This window comes from Micromonospora sp. AP08 (assembly GCF_008085935.1).
Classification (GTDB): Bacteria; Actinomycetota; Actinomycetes; order Mycobacteriales; family Micromonosporaceae; genus Micromonospora; species Micromonospora chersina.
In genome coordinates this window covers 49,371-70,555 of sequence record NZ_VSEZ01000014.1, presented here as the reverse complement: position 1 = coordinate 70,555, position 21,185 = coordinate 49,371, and the positions used below count along the sequence as shown (strand labels likewise).

Genomic DNA, 21,185 nt, shown 5'->3' with positions numbered 1-21,185 from the left:
CGTGGCGGACGTGATCGAGGTCGGGGCGGCGCGTGGTGACGCGCCGCCCCCGGCGGGCCGCGCCCGCCGCCGGGGCGTGACGGAACGGGGGCACCGGGCGACGCCCTACCTCTTCCTCGCGCCGTACCTGGTTCTCTTCCTGGTCTTCGGGCTCGCGCCGATCCTGTTCGGGGTCTGGTTCAGCCTGCACCAGTGGGACCTCCAGCTGCCGAACCGGCCGTTCGTCGGGCTGGAGAACTACCGCGACCTGTTCTCCAGCGACTCGGCCGACTACGCGGACTGGTGGGCCGCCGTCCGGGCGACGGCGATCTTCACGGTGCTGTCGGTGCCGCTGCTGGTGGTGGTCCCGCTGGGCCTGGCCCTGCTGCTGAACGAGAAGTTCCCCGGCCGGACGTTCTTCCGCGCCGCCTTCTTCGCCCCCTACGTGCTCGGCGTCGCGGTGATCGGCCTGCTCTGGCGCTTCCTGCTGGACGCGAACCTCGGCCTGGTCAACCGGCTGCTCGGCGCGGTCGGGCTGCCCGCGGACACCCCCTGGGTGACCGACGTGCCGTGGGCCTGGGTCTCCCTGGTCGGCGTGACGGTCTGGTGGACCTGCGGCTTCAACGCGGTGATCTACCTGGCCGGGCTCCAGGACATCCCCGCCGAGCTGTACGAGGCGGCGCGCGTCGACGGCGCGAGCGCCTGGGACCGGTTCCGCCACGTCACCCTGCCGGGGCTGCGCCCGGTGCTGCTGTTCGTGCTCACCACGACGATCCTCGCCTCGGCGAACGTCTTCGGGCAGTCCTTCCTGATCACGCAGGGCGCGCCGGGTGAGCAGACCCGGACGGTGGTCTGGCGGATCGTCGACGAGGGGCTGCGCAACTACGACGTGGGTCAGGCGTCCGCGATGAGCGTGCTCTTCGCGCTGATGCTGGCGGTGGTCAGCATCGTCAACTTCCGGCTGTTCCGCTACCGCGAAGACTGAGGGGACGACCATGACGAACGTGCGTCGGTCCGTGCGCTACGCCGCGCTGGTCCTGATCACCGCGGTGTTCGTGACCCCGCTGGTCTGGATGGCCCTGACCTCGCTGAAGACGTACGACGACGCGCAGCAGGACCCGCCGAGCTGGCTGCCGAACCCGTTCTCCACCTACGGCTACGACCAGATCCTCGGCAACACCGCCAACCCGGTGCTGCGCTGGTTCCTCAACAGCATGCTCGCCGCCAGCCTGCACACGCTGCTGGTCCTGGTCACCGCGTCGATGGCCGCGTACGCCCTGGCCCGGCTGCGGTTCCGGGGCCGGAAGCTGAGCTTCGCGCTGATCGTCGGGACGCTGTTCCTGCCGCCCACCTCGCTGATCATCCCGAACTTCGTGATCGCCGACCAGCTGGGGTGGATCGACACCCTCACGGTGGTGGTGGTGCCCGGCGCGGCGAGCGCGTTCGGCGTCTTCTTCCTGCGCCAGTTCTTCCTCTCCATCCCCGCCGAGCTGGAGGAGGCGGCCGTGCTGGACGGGGCGAACCAGTGGGAGGTCTTCACCCGGGTGCTGCTGCCGCTGTCGAAGCCGGCGCTGGCCACCCTCGCGGTGCTGTCGTTCCTGACCAACTGGAACGACTTCCTGTGGCCGGTCTACGTGCTGTTCAGCCCGGAGCGGCTGACCCTGCCGGCCGGTCTGGGCCTGCTCCAGGGCGCCTACGTGACCGACTACCCGGTGATCATGGCGGGGGCGGTGCTGGCCAGCGTGCCGGTGCTGATCCTGTTCGTGCTCGCCCAGCGGCACATCATCCAGGGTGTGTCCCGCAGCGGCCTGAAGGGATGATCGACCGGCGGATCCGGCGACGCGGCGCGGCGGCCCTGACCGCCGCGCTGCTCGTCGCCGGTTGCGGCAGCGGAGGAACCCCGTCGAGTACGCCGGAGGGCGCGCACGTGTTCACCAACCCGGTCGTCCGCAGCGACGCCCCCGACCCGCAGGCGATCCGGGTCGGCGAGACCTGGTACCTGTTCCACACCAACTCGGGCGGCCGGAACGTCCCGGTGCTCACCTCGCCCGACCTGGTCGACTGGACCCCGGCCGGTGATGCCCTGCCGGAGCTGCCGGCCTGGGCCGACGCCGGGAAGACCTGGGCGCCGGAGGTCATCCAGCTCGCCCCGGACCGGTTCGCCCTCTACTACACGGTGGCCGACCGGGCCTCCGGCCGGCAGTGCCTCGGTCGGGCGGTGGCCACCACCCCGCTCGGGCCGTACCGGGACGACGCGGACGGCCCGCTGGTCTGCCAGGCGGAGCTGGGCGGCTCGATCGACGCCAGCCCGTACCGGGACGCCGACGGGAGCCTGTGGCTCCTCTGGAAGAACGACGGCAACGCCATCGGGGTGGACACCTGGCTCTGGTCGCAGCGCCTCTCGCCGGACGGGCTGCGGCTGGTCGGCACGCCGACGAAGCTGCTCAAGCAGACCGAGCCGTGGGAGGGCACGCTGATCGAGGGGCCGTTCTTCCACCGCCACGACGGGAAGCTGCTGCTCTTCTTCGCCGCCAACGCCTACGACCAGGCGAGCTACGCCGAGGGCTACGCGGTCTGCGAGAGCCCGGCGGGGCCGTGCGTGAAGGCCGCGGAGAACCCGATCCTGAAGTCGAACGCGGTCGCCTCCGGCCCGGGGCACGCGTCGATGGTCTCGAAGGACGGCCGTACCTGGCTGCTGTACCACGCCTGGCCGCCCGGTCAGGAGGGCAGCACCGACCCGGGCCGCCAGGTCTGGCTCGACGAGGTGGTCTGGACCGACGGCCGGCCCGTGGTGAAGGGTCCGACGGCGGAGCCCCAGCCGCGCCCCTGAGCCGCACGGCGCGACATCGCGGTATCCCCGGTGCCGGGATACCGCGATGTCGTCCTCCGGAGGTCGGTCAGCTCGTGACGGCCGGCTCCGGCTCCGCCCGCTGTTCGCGGCGGGCCAGGCGGTTCTTCCGGTGGCCGTAGCCGAAGTAGATGATCGCGCCGAGCAGCATCCAGGCGAGGAACCGGAGCCAGGTCTCCACCGACAGGTTGAGCATCAGGTAGAGACAGGCCAGCGCGGACACGATCGGCAGCACCGGCGAGAACGGCACCTTGAACGGCCGCTCCAGCTCCGGGCGCCGCCGGCGCAGGATCGGCACCGCGACCGAGACCAGCACGAACGCGCAGAGCGCGCCGATGCTGACCAGGTCGGCCAGGGCGGAGAGCGGCAGGAAGCCGGCCAGCAGGGCCACGCCCACCGTCATGATCGCGGAGATCCGGTACGGGGTGCCCCAGCGCGGGTGGATCTTGGCGATCGACGGCGGGATGAGCCCGTCCCGGCCGATGGCGAAGCCGATCCGGCCCATGGCCACCAGGTCGACCAGGATCACGCTGGTCAGGCCGGCGACGGCGGCGATGGAGACCAGGATGGCGGCCCAGCCGGCGCCGACCGCCTCGAAGGCCGACGCGATCGGGGCGCCCTCGTCGATGTCGGTGTAGCGGACCATGCCGACCAGGACCAGCGAGACGCCGATGTACAGCACCGTCGAGATGCCCAGCGTGCCGAGCAGGCCCAGCGGCAGGTCGCGGCGGGGCTTGCGGGTCTCCTCGCCGAGGTTCGCCACGGCCTCGAAGCCGGTGTACGCGAAGAACACCACCGCGGCGGCGGTGAGCACCCCGGCGAAGCCGAAGACGGACGGCTCCAGCCCGAAGAGGGCCTGGGTGACCGGCTGCCGGATGCCGTCCTCGCCGCCCCCGGCCGGCTCGGTGGTCGGGATGAACGGGCTGAGGTTGGCGGCCTTCACGAAGAACGCCCCGGCGACCACGATGAACACGCAGATGGCGACCTTGACCAGGACCAGCAGGTTGGTCACCCGGGCGGACTCGCGGATGCCCACGATGCCGATCGCGCCGAGGATCAGCACGATGGCGATCGCGCCGAGGTTGACCACGCTGCCCTCCTCGGCGAACCAGGCGCTGGGCAGGTCGAACAGTTCGGCGAGGTAACCGGACCAGCCGCGGGCCACCACCGCCGAGCCGAGCGCGAACTCCAGCAGCAGGTCCCAGCCGATGATCCAGGCGACGATCTCGCCCATCGTCGCGTACGCGTAGGTGTAGGCGCTGCCGGCGGTCGGCACGCTGGACGCCAGTTCCGCGTAGCAGAGGGCGGCGAGCAGCGCGACCACGCCGGCGATGGCGAACGAGATCACCACACCGGGGCCGGCGTGGTTCTTCGCCTCGATACCGGTCAGCGTGAAGATGCCGGTGCCGATCACGATGCCGATGCCGAAGCCCATGAGGTCGGTCGCGCCGAGGCGGCGACGCAGCCCGGGCCGGCCGTCCTCGCCGTCGGCCTCGCCCTGGGCGAGCACGTCCCGGATCGGTTTCGTCCGCAGAACGGACATGACCACCTCCCACCGTGCGACCACCACGGTGGCGGTCCGTGACCGGGCAAGCTACCCAGGCCCCCGCCGCGGTAATCCGGTACGGCCCGTGTCGGGGAGGTCACGGACCGGACTGTGGCCCGAGTCACCCTCGGACGTTCGGCCCGACCTGCGCATCGATCCGCCCGGAGGTCTTGCGCCGTCTGCGGATTGATGAAAGTTTTCTACCGGCGATAGATGCTCTGCGGCGAATCTTGCCGGATGCGCCGAGCGTCCTCCGCCACCCGACACCGCCCCCGGGAGCCCCAACGAAGGGACCGCACCGCATGAAGGCAACTCGGCTCAGAGCCGCCGGGCTGGCCGTGGCGCTGCTCGGCGCGCTCGTCGCCGGCACCCCCGCGAGCGCCGCGGAGAGCGACACGGCGACCGACTCCACCGCGACCACCTGCGTCACCGACCCGGCCGTCCCGAAGCGGCAGTTCCGGGCCATGTGGATCGCCTCGGTGACGAACATCGACTGGCCCACCAAGGCGTCCTGGACCGCGCCCGACCAGATCGCCAAGCAGAAGGCCGAATACCTGGCCTGGCTCGACCTGGCCCAGAAGCTCCACCACAACGCCGTCGTGGTCCAGGTCCGCCCGACCGCCGACGCGTTCTGGCCCTCGGAGATCGAGCCGTGGTCGGAGTACCTGACCGGCGTCCGCGGCCAGGACCCGGGCTGGGACCCGCTGGCCTTCCTCGTCGAGGAGTCGCACAAGCGCAACCTGGAGTTCCACGCCTGGATGAACCCGTACCGGGTCTCCATGCCGGCTCCCGGCGGCGCGGGCGCCGACATCTCGAAGCTCGCCCCGAACCACCCCGTGCGCCAGCACCCGGACTGGGTGTTCGCCTACCCGCCGGCCGGGGTCGCCGGCAGCCGGCTCTACTACAACCCCGGCATCCCGGAGGTCCGCGAGTTCGTGCAGACCGCGATGATGGACGCGGTCAAGAAGTACGACATCGACGGCGTGCACTTCGACGACTACTTCTACCCGTACCCGAGCGGCACGTACCAGTACCCGGACGACGCCACCTTCGCCCAGTACAACCGGGGCTTCACGAACAAGGCCGACTGGCGGCGGGACAACATCAACCTGCTCATCCAGGAGATGAACGCCAAGATCAAGGCGGAGAAGCCGTGGGTGAAGTTCGGGGTCAGCCCGTTCGGCATCTGGCGCAACAAGTCGGCCGACCCGCTCGGCTCGGACACCACCGGCTCGCAGTCGTACGACATCATCTCCGCCGACACCCGCAAGTGGGTCAAGGAGGAGTGGATCGACTACATCGTGCCGCAGCTCTACTGGTACATCGGCCAGTACCCGGCCGCCGACTACGCGCGGCTGGTGCCGTGGTGGGCGGAGACCGTGCGGGGCACCAACGTCCAGCTCTACATCGGCCAGGCCGACTACAAGAGCGGTGAACCGGCGTACGGCTCGTTCTGGATGAACCCGCGGGAGCTGTCGAACCACCTGACGCTCAACCGGTCGTACCCGGAGGTGCTCGGCAACGTGCACTTCTCCGCGGTGCAGGTGCGGGCGAACCGGCTCGGCGCCACCGACATCTACGCGGCCGAGCACTACTCCCGCCCGGCGCTGGTGCCGACCATGTCGCAGCTGCCGTCCAAGCCGCTGCTCATGCCGGTCGTCACCCGCGCCGAGCGGCAGGACGACGGGGTTCACCTGAGCTGGCGGCAGCCGGCCGACGGCGAGGGCCCGTTCGGCGAGGCCACCTCGTACGCGATCTACCGGTTCGACGGCGCCGGCCTGGCCGACCGCTGCGACTTCGCCGACGCGTCCCACCTGGTCGCCACCGTGCGCGGCACGGACGGCGACGTGCAGTCCTGGGTGGACACCACCGCGACGGCCGGCGCACACACCTACTACGTGACCGCGCTGGACCGGGTCTGGAACGAGGGCCCGGCGAGCCCGCCGCGCTTCGTGCGCTGACCCGACCGGTGACGCCCGGGGCCCGCTCGCGGGTCCCGGGCGTCGCCGTGTTCAGCCGGCCTTGCGCAGCCGGACCTCCAGCCCGATCAGCCCGTCCCGGTCCACCTCGGCGCCGCCGAAGGCGCTCTCCGCGGCGAGCCGGGCGAAGGCGCCGCCCGTGACCGCCCGCCGGCGCAGCATCCGCAGCGCCGAGCGGGTCCAGAAGCCGTCCAGCCCGCGCAGCCCCATCCGGGCCACCTCCCGCTCGATGTCCGCCGGCGAGGCGTCGGCCCGCAGGTCGTGGATCACCGCCCGGCCGCCGGGCCGCAGCACCCGGTGCAGCTCGTCCAGCGCGCGGACCGGGCGGACGAAGTTCTTGAACGCCGCCTGACAGACGACCAGGTCGAACGAGTCCGCCGGGAAGGGCAGCTCGTGCACGTCGCCCTGGCGGAAGGTCGCCTCGACCCCGGCGCGCCGGGCCGCCTCCCCCGCCAGCTCGACGAACGTCCGGCTGACGTCCAGCCCGGTGATCCGGTACGCCCCCAGCCGGGCCAGCTCGATCGTCAGGTAGCCGGGGCCGGGCGCCACCTCCAGCACCGCTGCCCCGGGCGGCAGCCCCTCGGCCAGCCGGGCGGCCTGCCGCTGGTAGTCGGCCAGTTGCGCGGCCGAGCCGCGGTTGCGGGCGTACCAGCGGGCGGTCCGCCCCTCCATCTCGGGCAGCAGCTTGCGCTTGGGCGCGTGCAGGTCCTTCGTGCTCACTCGGTCCCCCTCTCCCCCAGGTCCGCCCACTCGGGCGGCACCGCTCCGGTCTCGTGCCAGGCCCGCCACTCGGCCACCCCCGGCAGCGCGCCGGTGGTCAGCTCGTCGAGCAGGCCGCGCACCCAGGTGGCCTCGGCCTCCCGGACGGCCAGGTCGTACTCGGCCTCGATGAGGAAGATCCGGGGCACCTCGCGGGCGTGGCCGGCCAGCGCGGCCCGCTGCGCGGCGAGCTGGCCCTCCAGCCGGTCGAGGCGCTGCCGCAGCAGCTCGATCGCCTCGTCGGGCCCGAGGACGCCGAGCACCGACAGGCCGGCCTCGAACCGGGGCTGCTCCCGCTCCGGGACGGCGACCAGCTCCCGGGTCCAGTCGACGAGCTCCGCGCGCCCGGCGTCGGTGATCCGGTAGATGGTGCGCTCCGGGCGCCGCCCCTGCCGTCCGCTCTCCACCGCCGCCAGCAGGCCGTGCCGCTCCAGGTTCGCCACCACCGTGTAGAGCGAGCCCCACTTGATCGGCATGTCCTGGTCCTTGCCGCGGGCGCGCAGGACGGCGGCGATCTCGTAGGGGTGGCGGGGCCGCTCGGCCAGTGCCGCGAGCACGGCGAGGGCCAGCAGGTTCCCGACCCGGCGTCGCTTGGCCACCACCGTCCCCCTCGCGTGCGATTACTCGTACACGAGTATATGGTCCGGGCGCATCCGCGCAAGGCATTCGTCTGTTTCGACGCATGTCACCAACACGTCGTCCGGAACATCGCCCCCGGTTCCGCAGGTGATCGAAAATCATCGACATCTGACCCACCACCCCCGGGGAGGTACCGGTGTCCCGACGTCTCAGCACCCTGCTCGCCGCCGGCACGATCGCCCTGCTCACCGCCATCGGCGTGGCCACCCCCGCCGCCGCCGCGGTGAGCACCGAACAGAAGCTCGCCGTGCTCTCCAGCTGGACGCAGACCAGCGCCAGCAGCTACAGCGCCTGGAACTCCGCCCGGCTCAACAAGTCCGCCTGGACCGAGTACGCCTTCGACTGGTCGACCGACTACTGCTCGTCCAGCCCGGACAACCCGCTCGGCTTCAACTTCAGCCTCTCCTGCTACCGGCACGACTTCGGCTACCGCAACTACAAGGCCATGGGCCAGTTCTCGGCCAACAAGTCCCGGCTGGACAGCGCCTTCTACGCCGACCTGAAGCGGGTCTGCGCCACCTACAGCACCATCGTGCGGCCCGCCTGCTACAGCCTGGCCTGGACCTACTACGAAGCGGTCAGCGTCTTCGGATCCGTGGCCGCCGTGCAGCAGGCCGACCTGGACCGCGCCGCCCGCATGAAGGCCGACGCCGAACGCCGGGCCGCCCTGCGCTGACCCTGTTTCTCGTCGTCGATCAGGGGGTTCGCGTCGCCGGGAGGCCGGAATCCCGACGCGAACCTCCTGGTCAGCTCGCGGTGGAGCGGCGCGGGGCGGGGGCCGTGAAGCGGGGGGAGTCGGGCGTGGTCAGGTCGGGATGTTCCAGGTCCAGGGCCAGGGCGGCGGCCTCCTCCAGACGGAGGGCGGCGCCGCTGGCGTAGGCGGTGTCGAACGCGGCGTCGCCGAGGGCGCGCCGCAGTTCCGCCTGGCGGGCCAGCCAGTACGGGCCGTAGATGCCCGGGGTGGCGCGCAGGTTGGCCCGGGTCGCCTGGGCCGCGCCGAAGAACCGGGCGGCGCTCACCGGCTCCCCGCCCAGCGCGCAGCGCACCGCGATCGCGTTCAACGTGTCGCAGGCCCGGCCCAGGTAGCCGTGGCTCATCCGGGACCGGAGCGCCACCAGCAGGTGCTCGTGCGCGGCGACCAGATCGCCGCGGGCCAGCGCCACCAGGCCGAGCAGCATGTCCACCGAGCGGCGGCCCCGCTCGACCGGGCGGGCCGCCTCCACCGGGCGGGCCGCACCCAGCACCTCGGCCGCCTCGTCCAGCGCGCCCCGCCGCCAGAGCAGCTCGGCGAGGTTGTAGACGGCGAGCAGCGCGTCGGAGACCACGTCCTGGTCGTACGCCCAGTCGATAACCTCCCGGCAGACCCGCTCCGCCTCGACGAACTGTCCCATGTCGACGAGCGGCGCGGCCCGGCCGGCGAGCACCCGCGCCAGCAGCCCCAGGTCGCCGGCCTGCCGGGCGGCCGCCTCGGCCCGCTGCGAGTAGCGCAGCTCCTCGGCGAACTCCCCGTCCGCCCCGGCGTGCAGCGAGTGCATGTGGTACGCCGCCGCCAGCTCGGCCTCCGGGATCGGCTCCCCCGTCTCGGCGATCCGGCCGTAGAGCCGGAACAGCCAGAGCCGCCCCTCCCGGGCCAGCCCGCGCTCCCGCCACCACTGGTCCAGCCCGCCGGCCAGGCGCAGACCGGACCGCGCGCTGCCGCCCGTGGCGCACCAGCGCAGCGCGGCCCGCAGCTCCCCGGCGAGCGGGTCGAGCGCGTACAGGGAGAGGGTGACCGGCCGACCGTCCGGGCCCAGATGGGCGCGGTCCAGGGCGTGCCGGGACCAGGCGACGTGCCGGTCCCGGGCGTGCTGCTCCTCGCCGGCCTCGATGAGCCGCCGCGCCGCGTACGCTCGGATCGGGTCCAGCATCCGGTAGGTGCTTCCCGAGGCGTGCGGCTCGGCCAGCACCATCGACTTGTCCACCAGCACCGACAGCGGGTCGAGCGGGTCGTCGTCGAGCAGCCACTGCACGGTCGACAGGTCCACCGGGCCGGCGAAGACGGCCAGCCAGCGCAGCAGCCGGGCCGAGCGCGCCCCCAGCGTCCGGTACGACCAGGTGACCGTGGCCTGCATGGTCAGGTGCCGCTCGTTCGCCGAGCGCTGCACCGCCCGGCTCGCCGGGGTGGCCGGGGCGGCCCCGGTCGCGGCGGCCACCCGGTCGACGGTGTCCTGCTGGTTGCCGGTCCAGCCGACCTCCACCGGGCCCGGCTCCAGCTCCTCCCGCCCGGCGTCCAGGGTGCCCAGCATGTCGTCGAGACGCTCGGCGAGCTGCCCGGCCGAGAGCACCCGCAGCCGCGCGGCGGCCAGCTCGATGGCGAGCGGCAGGCCGTCCAGCCGGCGCACCACCCGGCGCAGGTCGGCCTGTTCGGCGGGGTCGGGCGCCCGGCCGCCCCGGGCCGCCGTGGTGCGGTCCAGCAGCAGGGCCACCGCGTCGCTCGCCCCGCCGTCCGGGCCCGGGTCCACCGAGAGCGGCGGGATCCGCCACACCACCTCGCCGGGCACGCCGAACGACTCCCGGCTGGTGGCCAGCACCCGCACGCCCCGCCCGCCGGCCAGCAGCCGGGAGATCACCTCGGCCGAGGCGGCCGGCTGGGCGTCGCAGGTGTCCAGCACGACCAGCATCCGCCGCGCCGCCGCGTACTCGACGAGGGTGTCCACCATGGGGCGGCCGGGTTCCGGGCGGAGCCCGAGCACGGCGGCGATCTCGAACGCGACGAGCCCCGGGTCGGTCACCGCGGCGACGTCGACGAACCACACCCCGTCCGGGTACGCCTCGACGACGCCGGAGGCCAGCTCCACCGCCAGCCGGGTCTTGCCGGCGCCGCCCGCGCCCAGCACGGTCACCAGCCGGTACGTCTCGACCAGCCGCCGCAGCTCGGCCCGCTCGGCCTCCCGGCCGACGAACGAGGTGACCAGGGTGGGCAGGTTGTGCGCCACCGCGTCGGCGGTGCGCGGCCGCGGAAAGCTCCGTTCCAGGCCGGGCGCGACGAGCTGGAACAACCGCTCCCGGTCGTCGAAGCCGCGCAGCCGGTGCAGCCCGAGGTCCAACAGGGACACTCCGTCCGGCAGCGGGTCGGCGTGCCGGGCGGTCGCGGCCGAGCAGAGCACCTGTCCACCGTGGGCGGCGGCGGCCACCCGGGCCGCCCGGTGCACCTCGGGGCTGGCGTACTCGCCGTCGCGGGGCTCGGCGTAGCCGGTGTGCAGGCCCATCCGGACCCGGGGCGCGGCCTCCGGGGTGGGCCAGTCGTGGCCGGCCAGCGCGCGTTGCGCCGTGAGGCAGGCGTGCACCGCGGTGGCCGCGTCCGGGAAGGCGAGGAAGAACGAGTCGCCCTCGGTCAGCAGCTCCGCCCCGTCGGTGCCGGCCAGCGTGTGGCGCAGCAGCCGGCGGTGTTCCCGCAGCACCGGGCGGTAGCCCGGACCGAGCAGCTGGGCCAGCCGCGTGGAGCCCTCGATGTCGGTGAAGACGAAGGTCACCCAACCGCTCGGGAGGTCGATCCGTGGCGACATGCGTGGAACCTCCGCCCCGTGACGTCGGCTTCATGCTGCCCTATGGTCACGCGGTCACGCATCGTGAGAACGGTCGGGCAGATTCCGACCCAAGGTGCCAGAGGATCACACGGGCGGCAGGCCGGACCGACCGGCGGGCCGAGGGTGGGCGGGGCCGTCAGCAGCCGCAGGCGCCGCCACAGCAGCCGCCGGACGGGGCGGAGGCCCCGCCGACCGGCCCGGAGCCGCCCCGGCCGGTGACCGCGACGGTGGAGAGCAGCTTCACCGTGTCGGCGTGTCCCTGCGGGCAGGAGGCCGGCTGACCGGCTTCGGCCATCGGGCGGTTGACCTCGAAGGTGTCGCCGCAGGCGCGGCAGCGGAAGTCGTAGCGGGGCATGCCATCAGCGTACGACCGGACCTGACGCCTCGACAGCCATGGGTGATACTCGACGGGTGGTGGACGGCGAGCAGCGATCGACGGTTCGGCCCCTGCGACCGGCCGCGCCGCCCGACGGCGGCGCCGGCCCCGTCCCCCGCCCCCGCAGCAACCCGGCACCGGAGCCGGCCGATCAGAAGGCGAAGCCGGCCGCCGCGAAGGCCGAGCCGGCCGAGCCGAAAGTGGAGCAGGCCGCCGGCCAGGTTGAGCCGGCCGGTGAGCCGGTGGCCGGTCGACGGCGTCGGATGCCGTTCGCGCACGCCGTCCGGGTGCCGCCGCCCCGGCAGCTCGCCGTCGGCGCGGCCCGGGCCACCCGCGCCTGGTCGCGCCGGCCGAGCGGTCGCACCACGCTGCCCGCTCTCTTCCTGCTCGCCCTGGTCACGGCCACCGCCACGGCCGGCGCCCTGCTGGTCCCCGCGGCGGTCCGCAAGCCGGTGGCCGTCGACGCCACCACGAACGCCCCGGTGCAGGGCGTACCCCAGACGGGCGCGGTGCCCGGGGCGACGGGCGTCCCGGTGGGCCCCGGCGTGACCGGACTGCCCGGCACCCCCCTCCCGACCCTCACGGCCACGCCCGGTGGCACGCCGACCGGCCCGGTCGTCGGCCCGGTGACCCCCGGCCGGCCGGCCGACGCGCTGGCCGCCTGGGCGCAGCGGGTGAGCGCGACCACCGGCATCCCGCAGGTCGCCATGCAGGCGTACGGCTACGCCGAGCTGGTGCTCGCCCAGACGCAGCGCAGCTGCCAGCTGAGCTGGACCACGCTGGCCGCGATCGGCTACGTCGAGTCCCGCCACGGGTCGGCCAACAGGGCCACCCTCCGGCCCGACGGTGTCGCCGCACCGGAGATCCTCGGCGCCCCGCTCGACGGGCAGGGCGGCCGCTCCCGGATCCTCGACACCGACCAGGGGCAGCTCGACCACGACCGGGTCTACGACAAGGCGCTCGGCCCGATGCAGTTCATCCCGAGCACCTGGCAGGAGATCGGCGCGGACGCCGACAACGACGGCGTCAAGAACCCGCACGACATCGACGACGCCGCCCTGGCCGCCGGCCGCTACCTGTGCAAGGGCGGCCGGAACATGACGATCCCGGGCGACTGGTGGGGCGCCATCCTCTCCTACAACGATGTACGCCGCTATGCGCAGGATGTCTTCGACAAGGCCGACGAATACGGACGGCTGAGCGGTACGTGACGTGACCGCTCGCGTACATTCACGGACTGGACCCTTCCCCCGGGCAGCCGTTGACGGCAAGCTAGACGGGTGATGATGCGCGAGTGGGACCCTCGGACCGCGTCGTCCGCCGAGATCGCGTCGCTACTGGACACGCTGAACGCGGTGCTGGCGGCCGATTTGCCACAGGATCCGCCCTGGCGGGCGAACTCCCTGCGGGAGTACCTCTCCGAGGTCATGCCGGGTGAGCGCCGGATCTCCTGGGTCGCCGAGGGCGATCCCGGCGCCGACGGCACGCCCGGGCCGATGCTCGGTCACGTCAACGTGCTGCTCCTCGGCGGCATCGGCGTGCTGGAGGTGCTCGTCCACCCGGAGCTGCGGCGCACCGGGCTCGGCCGCGAGCTGGTCCGGGTGGCCGCCCGCCGGGTCTGGGACGAGGGCTTCCAGTCGATCGGCGTGGAGGTGGTCGGCGACACCCCGGCCGTAGCGTTCTACGAGGCGCTCGGCTTCACGAGGGAATACGTCGAGACCCGCAGCGTGCTCGACCTGGGCTCGGTGGAGTGGCCGGCGCTGGCCGAGATGGCCACCGAGGTGGGCGCCGGCTACCACGTCGAGTTCTGCCCGGGCGGGCCGCCGGACGACCTGATCGAGGCGTACGCGCGGGCCAAGGCCGAGGTGCGCGACGTCGACGACGGCGAGCTGCGGCCCAGCTCCTACGACCCCCAGCGGCTGCGGGAGAGCCTCGACACGCTGCACCGGCGGGGCATGAAGCCCTACATCGTGCTGGCCCTGCACGAGCAGACCGGCGAGGTGGCCGGCCTGACCGAGGTGGTGGTGCCGGCGCAGCACCCGACCCGGGCCGACCAGTACGACACCATCGTGGTCCGCGACCACCGGGGCTACGGCATCGACCGGGCCATCAAGGCCCGGATGCTGCTGGAGCTGCGGTCCGCCGAGCCCGAGCTGGCCGAGGTGCAGACCTGGAACGCGCAGGCCAACGAGGCGATGTTGAAGGTCAACGCGGAGCTGGGCTACCGTCCCGACCGGGACTGGTGCGAATACAGCGTCGACGTGGCCGAATTGGTACACCGGCTCGACAACCAGCGCTGACGGATATCCATCAAACGGCTGCCCGGGGGATGGACGGCGGACCGGAACGGCACTTAACGTGCGTTAGTTCCTGTCCACCCATCGTGGAGGCTCCATGCGCACGCGTCGCACCTTCGCCGCGCTCGCGACCACCGCCGCCGTCTCCGTCACGGCCATCGGGATCGCACCCCCCGCGGCCAGCGCCGCGCCCACCGACCTTTTCATCTCCGAGTACGTCGAGGGCTCGTCCAACAACAAGGCCGTCGAGCTCTACAACGGCACCGGCGCGCCGATCGACCTGGCCGCCGCCGGCTACCAGCTCCAGCTCTTCTTCAACGGCGCCACCACCTCGACCAACGTGCCGCTGACCGGCGCGGTCGCCGCCGGTGACGTCTTCGTCTTCGCCGCCTCGACGGCCGCGCCGGCGATCCTCGCCCAAGCCGACCAGACCTACGGCGGCTCGCTCTACAACGGCGACGACGCGATCGTGCTGCGCAAGGGCACGACCGTGGTCGACTCGATCGGCCAGGTCGGCGTCGACCCCGGCTCCGAGTGGGGCACCGGGCTCACCAGCACCGCCGACAACACCCTGCGGCGGCTGCCCTCGGTGAGCGCCGGCGACACCGACCCGGCCGACGCGTTCGACCCGGCCACCCAGTGGGCGGGCTTCGCCACCGACACCTTCGACGGGCTGGGCAGCCACAGCATCGACGGCGGCGGCCCGGTCGACCAGGCGCCGACGCTGACCTGCGGCGGCACGCTGACCCTGGAGGCCGGCGCCACCGCGACGCGCCAGGTCACCGCCACCGACGCCGACGACACCGTCACCGACCTCGCGGTCACCGCGGTCAACCCGGCGCCGGCGAGCGGCTCGATCAGCCGTACCGCGTTCACCCCGGCCAGCGCGGCCGGCGGCACGGCCACCGCGACGCTGACCGCCACCGGCCTCCCGGCCGGCGCCTACTCGGTCACCGTGACCTCGACCGACGCCGAGGGCGGCACCGCGACCTGCACGCTGACCGTGCAGGCCACCGCCGTGCTGTCCGTGGGCGAGGTGCAGGGCCGCACCGGTGACGACGAGAACGGCCGCACCGACCGGTCGCCGCTCGCCCCGGCCAGCGGCAACGGCACCAGCTCCACGCTCTACGACGTGCGCGGCGTGATCACCCAGAAGTCGCTGACCCGCACCTCCGCCGGGGCCGACCAGTGGGGCTTCTACCTGCAGAGCCGCGCCGGCGCCGAGGACGGCGACCCGCTCACCTCGGACGGCATCTTCGTCTTCATGGGCTCGTTCACCACGCTGATCGGCGGCTACGCCCCGACCGTCGGCGACGAGGTGGTGCTGCGCGGCCGCGTCTCCGAGTACTTCAACCAGACCCAGCTCTCCAGCGCCTCGCTGGTGCGCAAGCTCGACTCCGGGCTGGACGTGGACACCGCCGTACGCGTGGACGACGCCCGGCCGCCGGCCGACGCGGCCGCCGCCGGCCTGTTCTGGGAGCGGCACGAGGGTGAGCGGATGCGGGTCCGCTCCGGCAGCGGGGTCTCCGCCCCGCGGCACATCTTCGCGTCCACCCTGGACTCGGAGGTCTACGTGCTGGACCGCGAGGACCCGATCATGAAGCGGTCCGACCCGTACGCCCGCCGGGTGTTCCGGGACGCGCACCCGCTGGACGACATCCCGGGCACGCTGTTCGACAACGGCAACTACCAGCGCATCCTGCTGGGCGCCGGCGGCGTGAAGGCGACCGCCGGGGACTCGAAGGCGCTGCTGCCGGAGGCCCGCACCTTCGACACGCTGACCGAGGACGCCTACGGCGCCATCTCGTACGCGTTCAGCAAGTACAGCGTGCAGCCCGAGCAGCTCACCCTGACCGGCGGCGCGGACCCGGCGGAGAACAACCCGCCGCAGCCGGCCGACCGGAGCAGCGAGGTGGCGGTCGCCACCTACAACGTGGAGAACCTGTACGACTACCGGGACGACCCGTTCGACGGCTGCGACTTCGCCGGCAACTCGGGTTGCGCCGGGGTGAGCTCGCCGTTCGACTACGTGCCGGCCAGCGAGGCGGCGTACACCGAGAAGCTGGGTGTGCAGGCGCGGCAGATCATCGGTGCCCTGCACAGCCCCGACCTGCTGCTCGTGCAGGAGGCCGAGGACCAGGACATCTGCACGGTGGCCGACGGCAAGCTGGTCTGCGGTGACACGAACAACGCCGACGGCGCGCCGGACACCGTCCAGGAGCTGGCGCTGGCCATCGCGGCCAACGGCGGCCCCGCCTACGCGGCGGCGTACGACCGGACCGGCGCGGACGCCCGGGGCATCGCCTCGGCGTTCCTCTACCGCACCGACCGGCTGACGCTGGCCGAGGCGAGCGCCGGCGACCCGCTGCTGGGCTCGGCCCCGACCGTGCAGTACCGCTCGGCGGCCCTGCCCTCGAACGCCGACGTGCAGAACCCGAAGGGGTTCAACGCCGTCCTGCCGGCCGACGTGGACCGCACGACCGGGGTGGACGGCAGCAACGTCTACACCCGCGCGGTCCAGCTGGCCAAGTTCACCGTGGCGGCGGCGCCCGGCTCGACCGAGCACTTCACGCTCTGGGCGGCCACCAACCACTTCTCGTCCGGGCCGGACAGCCGGGTCGGGCAGCGGCGGGAGCAGGCCGCGTACGGGGCGGCGCTGGTGCAGGCCGTCGAGGCGGCCGACCCAGACGCGCGGGTGATCTACGGCGGCGACCTCAACGTCTTCCCGCGGCCGGACGACCCGATCGCCACGGCGGCGAACCCGACGCCGTCGGACCAGCTCGCCCCGCTGTACGAGGCCGGCCTGCACAACCTCTGGGACGACCTGGTGGCGGACGTGCCGGCGGCGGCGTACTCGTACACCTACGACGGGCAGGCGCAGACGCTGGACAACCTCTTCGTCAACGACCCGCTGCACGAGGACCTGGTGCAGGTACGCACGGCGCACATCAACGCCGACTACCCCACCGACGCCGAGGGCCTGGGTGACCGCGGGGCCAGCGACCATGACCCGCAGGTGGCCCGGTTCCGTTCCCGCGCGTCGCTGAGCGTCTCCGACGCCGCGGTGGCCGAGGGCGACAAGGGCGACAGCACCATGACGTTCACGGTGACCGTCTCTCGCCCGCTCTCGGAGCCGGCCCTGCTCTGCGCCACCACCTACGGCACCACGGCGCAGGCCGGGTCGGACTACGACCCGTACGTGGGGTGCCAGACCCTGGCCGCCGGCCAGACCTCGCTGACCTTCCCGGTGACCGTCCGCGGTGACCGGAAGCGCGAGGCGGACGAGCAGCTCAAGCTGTACGTGGCGGGCGTGCCGGGCCTCCGGCTCGCCGACCCGGTCGGCGTGGGCACCATCCGCGACGACGACTGACGGCGGTACCGCGACGCGGCCCGTCGCCCGGCTCACCAGCCGGGCGACGGGCCGTTCCGGTAGCCGCACCGCCGCGGGTCACGCGGGGGCGGGACGCCCCGGTACTTGGCCACCCGCACCTCCCACTGACTGCGCCGACGGAGGGCGTCGCGGTACGCCCGGTCCCGGTAGAAGGTCTCCGGCGGGCGGGCCAGCCCGTACAGGTCCGCCCACCACTCCCCCGGCTCCGGGTCGGCGATCACGTCCAGGTGGGACGGATATCGACGCTCGGCGCCGTCGCGCAGGTCGTCGCGGTCCCGCATCGGCGCGAGCACCCGGCCGAACTCGTCGACCACGGCGAGACGGAACCCGGCCACGCCGATGATCCGACGGAGCATGGCGATGCTCGGGGTCAGCGTGCCGGCCTCGATCCGCCCGACGGTCGACGGATGGACCCGGGCGACGCGAGCGAGCTCCCGCTGGCTGGCGTCGGCCCGACGGCGGACCGCCCGGACGATGCCCGCGGCGGGCCACGGGATGTCGAAGGGGTCGGTGAGCATCGTGGGCGGCTCGACAGGTTCGTCGCTCGTGACCGCCGGCTCGTCGGGGTTGGCGGGGGCGCTCATGCGGCCACGATCGTCCCTCGCCCCTGAACGCGGCAACCCCGACCGGTCCGCCTGTGGACAACCACGGTGCCTGTGGACAGGCCGCGCCACGCCGGCGATCCGTCCATAGCCCTGTCGCGCGGCCGGAAGCCACCACTGAGAGTGAGGATGGCGGAGCGTCACCGAATGCGAGTGGCCCTTGCCTTCCGCCCGGAGCCGCGCGGGCTCCAGAGCGGTTGAATATGGACAAAGCCGGCGCGCTGATCGTGGTGGCCCCACCCCCTCCACCCCGCTTTGCTCTGCAGCCTCATGCGCACCGGGCACGGAGGGTTGCCGCTGCGCCGATGGCTGCAGAGCAAAGCGAGCTTGGGTGAGGGTCGGGGGTGCGGATCGACGGAACGCAGAGTGACCATGCGCGCCCGCCTGTCCCCGCCCCGGGCCGGGCCGTCGGGCTCGGGCCCGGATGCCAGTACCGGTCGGCCGTTGCGGCCCGCCGCGATCCGGGAACGAAATCCGCCCCCGGAGCGTGTACCGGACATGGGAAGCCACCCCTCGGCGCCGGCCGCTCCTGCGGACGTGTTGACGCGCTCGCGCGACACGCCCTCGCACCTGCCGTTCGAGCAGTTCTATCGAGACCACGTGGACCGTGTCCACCGCGCGCTCGCGCTGGCCGTCGGGGACACCGCGGTGGCCCGGGAGGCGACCGACGAGGCGATGGCCCGGGCGTACGCCCGGTGGGACCGGGTGCGCCGGCTGGACAACCCGGGTGGCTGGGTCTTCCGGGTCGGGCTGAACTGGGCCACCTCCTGGTGGCGGAAGGTGCGCCGGGAACGGCCACCGGCCGAGGACCGGCATCCCGCCGCGGCCGCCCCGGATCCCGCCGGGCTGGCCGCGCGGTCGGCCCTGGAACTGCTGCCCCTGAGCCGGCGCACCGTGATCGTCTGCCGGGTGCTGCTGGATCTCTCCACCGCCGAGACCGCCGCCGTGCTGGACCTGACCGAGGGCACCGTCCGCAGCCGCCTCTCGCGGGGGCTGGCCGAGCTGCGGGCCGCGCTGGCCGAGGAGGAGTGACCGTGGACGTCGTACCTGAGGATCTTGCCGAGCTGGTCCACCGCGCCGCTCGCGCGACCGCGCCGTACCCGGCGGATCTGGCGACGCTACGCCGGCGGGCCCGGGTCCGCCGGCGGCGGCGGACCGCGACGGCCGTGGCGGGTCTGGTGGTCCTGGTCGCGCTCACCGGCGGCGCCGTGCCCCTGCTCGTCGGCGGGCACCGGCCGGCCGCACCGCTGGCCGCGCTGTCGCCGTCAAGTTCGTCGTCGCCGTCGCCGTCGCTGACCGTTCCCGGCTCGCCGCCGCCGACACCGGCGCCGGCGCAGCGCCTGATACTGAATGGTGAGGGCGGCACCGTGCGACCGCACCGAGGCGGCCCGGAGATCGGTCTGCTCGGCGGCGTCGCGGACGAGCTGCGCAGCGACGGCTCGGTGCTCCGGCACCGGGTCCCCGCCGGCTGGCAGGAGACCGTGGCGCTGCCCGACGGACGGTTGGTCGGGCTCACGTTCACCGACCTCATGCCCGGCGTGCGCCGGACGGACGGCCCCGACGTGGCCGGTCTCTCCATCAAGCTCATGGTGCTCGGCGCGAACGGAGGCGTCGAGGTCAGCCGGGAGATCCGGGTCAGGGGTCAGGCCCTCGGACTGGCCGGCGCCGACGCGCGGTACGCCTACCTGGCCCGGGACGGCGTGGGCCTGGTGTCCCACGAGCTGACCACCGGCCGGGAGAAGACCCTGATCCGGGTGCCGACCAAGGTCGACGGCGAGCTGCCGTTCCGCGCGGCCGACGTGACGGCCGGCCGCGTGGTGTCGGTGACCGGTCCGGCCGACATGACGCGATGCCAGCTTGACGTGCGTCGACTCGCCGACGGGAATCGGCTGTCCCGCCTCACCGTGGCCGGCGATTGCGCGCCGTCGATCCGGCTCTCCCCGGACGGCAGCCTCGTCGCGGTGCCCTACCGCCGGCCGGTCGGGCGGAACCTCGACTACCGGCTGGCGATCCTGGACACCGCCACCGGGCAGGTCCGCGCTGACCAGCCGCTCGGGACGGCCAGCCCGACCTTCGGCATGACGGGCGGTGGGACCTGGGGTGCCGCCTGGGTCGACGACACCACCGTGCGTGTGGTCTGGGCGCAGCTACCGGACCCGCCCCGGAAGGTCTACTCCGTCGCGGAGCTGGCCCGGGTCGTGACGATCGGCGTTCAGTAGCGCTGGCGGAGCAGCTGGGCGGCCTCGACCGCCCAGTAGGTGAGGATGATCTGCGCGCCGGCCCGGCGGATCGAGGTGAGCGTCTCCATGATCACCCGCTCGCGGTCGATCCAGCCGTTCGCGGCGGCCGCCTCGACCATCGCGTACTCGCCGGAGACCTGGTAGGCGGCGACCGGGACGTTGACCGCGGCCCGGACCGCCGCCACCACGTCGAGGTAGGGCAGGGCCGGCTTGACCATCACCATGTCGGCGCCCTCGGCCACGTCCAGCTCGACCTCGCGCAGCGACTCCCGGAGGTTCGCCGGGTTCTGCTGGTAGGTGGACCGGTCGCCCTCGAGCGCCGACTCGACGGCGTCCCGGAACGGGCCGAAGAAGCCGGAGGCGTACTTCACGGCGTACGCGAGCACCGAGACATCCTGGTGCCCGGCGGCGTCCAGGGCTCGGCGGACCGCGCCGACCTGGCCGTCCATCATCCCGGACGGCCCGACCACGTGGACCCCGGCGTCGGCCTGGGCGACCGCCATCCGGGCGTACGCCGACAGGGTGGCGTCGTTGTCGACGGCGCCGTCGGGGGTGAGCAGGCCGCAGTGCCCGTGCGAGGTGAACTCGTCCAGGCAGAGGTCGCTCATCACCACGGTGGCGTCGCCGACCTCGGCGATCACGTCCCGGATGGCCACGTTGAGGATGCCGTCCGGGTCGATGCCGCCCGACCCGGTCTCGTCCCGCGTCGCCGGCACTCCGAACAGCATGATCCCGCCGACCCCGGCCTGGACCGCCTCGACGGCGGCCTTGCGCAGCGAGTCCCGGGAGTGCTGGAGCACCCCGGGGAGCGACGCCACGGCCCGCGGCTCGGTCAGCCCCTCCTTGACGAACATCGGCACGACCAGTTCGGCCGGGTCGACGCGGGTCTCGGCGACCAGCCGCCGCACGGCCGCGTTACGGCGCAGCCGGCGGGGCCGGATCTCGGGGTACGACATGACGGGC

Annotated in this window: 17 protein-coding genes; 10 read left to right on the top strand and 7 right to left on the bottom strand. The window is 73.4% G+C overall.

Annotated elements, in window-relative coordinates; genetic code table 11:
- Nucleotide 1: 1 nt before the first annotated feature.
- Genes FXF50_RS22285 through FXF50_RS22275 form a run of 3 tightly spaced genes read left to right on the top strand, consistent with a single transcriptional unit; the run spans nucleotide 2 to nucleotide 2,809 of the window.
- The gene (locus tag FXF50_RS22285; protein WP_148430827.1) at nucleotides 2-964 is read left to right on the top strand and encodes a carbohydrate ABC transporter permease; all 963 of its coding nucleotides are present in this window, start codon (nucleotides 2-4) and stop codon (nucleotides 962-964) included.
- Nucleotides 965-974: 10 nt separating this feature from the next.
- Nucleotides 975-1,799 (top strand): carbohydrate ABC transporter permease, encoded by an 825-nt coding sequence (locus FXF50_RS22280; RefSeq protein WP_148430826.1) that lies wholly within the window; start codon nucleotides 975-977, stop codon nucleotides 1,797-1,799.
- Nucleotides 1,796-2,809, top strand: a complete 1,014-nt coding sequence (locus tag FXF50_RS22275) for a glycoside hydrolase family 43 protein (RefSeq protein ID WP_148430825.1) — start codon at nucleotides 1,796-1,798, stop codon at nucleotides 2,807-2,809. Before FXF50_RS22280 ends, FXF50_RS22275 begins: the two co-directional genes overlap by 4 nt.
- Before the next feature lie 67 nt (nucleotides 2,810-2,876).
- Here FXF50_RS22275 and FXF50_RS22270 read toward each other — a convergent pair whose 3' ends face one another.
- Nucleotides 2,877-4,370, bottom strand: coding sequence for an amino acid permease (locus FXF50_RS22270; RefSeq protein ID WP_148430824.1), 1,494 nt, complete (start codon nucleotides 4,368-4,370; stop codon nucleotides 2,877-2,879).
- A 305-nt stretch (nucleotides 4,371-4,675) separates the two neighbouring features.
- On the opposite strand from FXF50_RS22270, the gene FXF50_RS22265 reads away from it, so the two are divergent.
- Nucleotides 4,676-6,334: a glycoside hydrolase family 10 protein gene (locus tag FXF50_RS22265; RefSeq protein ID WP_148430823.1), complete on the top strand. Its 1,659-nt coding sequence runs from the start codon at nucleotides 4,676-4,678 to the stop codon at nucleotides 6,332-6,334.
- Between the two features lie 51 nt (nucleotides 6,335-6,385).
- Here the strand turns inward: FXF50_RS22265 and FXF50_RS22260 are convergent, their stop codons facing one another.
- Together FXF50_RS22260 and FXF50_RS22255 are read right to left on the bottom strand one after the other, a co-directional pair.
- A complete protein-coding gene (locus FXF50_RS22260; protein WP_222866084.1) occupies nucleotides 6,386-7,072 on the bottom strand; it encodes a class I SAM-dependent methyltransferase in 687 nt (228 codons plus the stop codon).
- Nucleotides 7,069-7,710 (bottom strand): PadR family transcriptional regulator, encoded by a 642-nt coding sequence (locus FXF50_RS22255; RefSeq protein ID WP_148430822.1) that lies wholly within the window; start codon nucleotides 7,708-7,710, stop codon nucleotides 7,069-7,071. The genes FXF50_RS22260 and FXF50_RS22255 overlap by 4 nt, the downstream gene beginning before the upstream one ends.
- 176 nt (nucleotides 7,711-7,886) lie before the next feature.
- Between FXF50_RS22255 and FXF50_RS22250 the strand changes: the two genes are divergently transcribed.
- Nucleotides 7,887-8,426, top strand: a complete 540-nt coding sequence (locus FXF50_RS22250; RefSeq protein WP_148430821.1) for a phospholipase — start codon at nucleotides 7,887-7,889, stop codon at nucleotides 8,424-8,426.
- A 70-nt stretch (nucleotides 8,427-8,496) separates the two neighbouring features.
- Here the strand turns inward: FXF50_RS22250 and FXF50_RS22245 are convergent, their stop codons facing one another.
- Together FXF50_RS22245 and FXF50_RS22240 are read right to left on the bottom strand one after the other, a co-directional pair.
- Nucleotides 8,497-11,295, bottom strand: a complete 2,799-nt coding sequence (locus FXF50_RS22245) for an adenylate/guanylate cyclase domain-containing protein (protein ID WP_148430820.1) — start codon at nucleotides 11,293-11,295, stop codon at nucleotides 8,497-8,499.
- A 157-nt stretch (nucleotides 11,296-11,452) separates the two neighbouring features.
- Nucleotides 11,453-11,671 (bottom strand): zinc ribbon domain-containing protein, encoded by a 219-nt coding sequence (locus tag FXF50_RS22240; RefSeq protein ID WP_148430819.1) that lies wholly within the window; start codon nucleotides 11,669-11,671, stop codon nucleotides 11,453-11,455.
- Nucleotides 11,672-11,709: 38 nt separating this feature from the next.
- Here FXF50_RS22240 and FXF50_RS22235 point away from each other — a divergent pair, with 38 nt between their 5' ends.
- The 3 genes from FXF50_RS22235 to FXF50_RS22225 all read left to right on the top strand — a co-directional run bounded on the left by FXF50_RS22235 (nucleotide 11,710) and on the right by FXF50_RS22225 (nucleotide 17,359).
- Nucleotides 11,710-12,903 carry a lytic transglycosylase domain-containing protein gene (locus FXF50_RS22235; protein WP_148430818.1) on the top strand — a complete coding sequence of 398 codons (1,194 nt, stop codon included), beginning with the start codon at nucleotides 11,710-11,712 and terminating at the stop codon, nucleotides 12,901-12,903.
- A gap of 72 nt (nucleotides 12,904-12,975) precedes the next feature.
- Nucleotides 12,976-13,992: a GNAT family N-acetyltransferase gene (locus FXF50_RS22230; protein ID WP_148430903.1), complete on the top strand. Its 1,017-nt coding sequence runs from the start codon at nucleotides 12,976-12,978 to the stop codon at nucleotides 13,990-13,992.
- A 94-nt stretch (nucleotides 13,993-14,086) separates the two neighbouring features.
- Nucleotides 14,087-17,359 (top strand): lamin tail domain-containing protein, encoded by a 3,273-nt coding sequence (locus FXF50_RS22225; RefSeq protein WP_148430817.1) that lies wholly within the window; start codon nucleotides 14,087-14,089, stop codon nucleotides 17,357-17,359.
- A 32-nt stretch (nucleotides 17,360-17,391) separates the two neighbouring features.
- Here the strand turns inward: FXF50_RS22225 and FXF50_RS22220 are convergent, their stop codons facing one another.
- The gene (locus tag FXF50_RS22220; RefSeq protein ID WP_148430816.1) at nucleotides 17,392-17,964 is read right to left on the bottom strand and encodes a helix-turn-helix transcriptional regulator; all 573 of its coding nucleotides are present in this window, start codon (nucleotides 17,962-17,964) and stop codon (nucleotides 17,392-17,394) included.
- 618 nt (nucleotides 17,965-18,582) lie between these two features.
- On the opposite strand from FXF50_RS22220, the gene FXF50_RS22215 reads away from it, so the two are divergent.
- Both FXF50_RS22215 and FXF50_RS22210 read left to right on the top strand, forming a co-directional pair.
- The gene (locus FXF50_RS22215; protein ID WP_255510147.1) at nucleotides 18,583-19,014 is read left to right on the top strand and encodes an RNA polymerase sigma factor; all 432 of its coding nucleotides are present in this window, start codon (nucleotides 18,583-18,585) and stop codon (nucleotides 19,012-19,014) included.
- Nucleotides 19,015-19,016: 2 nt separating this feature from the next.
- Nucleotides 19,017-20,201, top strand: coding sequence for a hypothetical protein (locus FXF50_RS22210; protein ID WP_148430814.1), 1,185 nt, complete (start codon nucleotides 19,017-19,019; stop codon nucleotides 20,199-20,201).
- Here FXF50_RS22210 and hemB read toward each other — a convergent pair.
- Nucleotides 20,195-21,178, bottom strand: coding sequence for a porphobilinogen synthase (gene hemB / locus FXF50_RS22205; protein ID WP_148430813.1), 984 nt, complete (start codon nucleotides 21,176-21,178; stop codon nucleotides 20,195-20,197). The genes FXF50_RS22210 and hemB overlap by 7 nt on opposite strands.
- Nucleotides 21,179-21,185 lie beyond the last annotated feature (7 nt).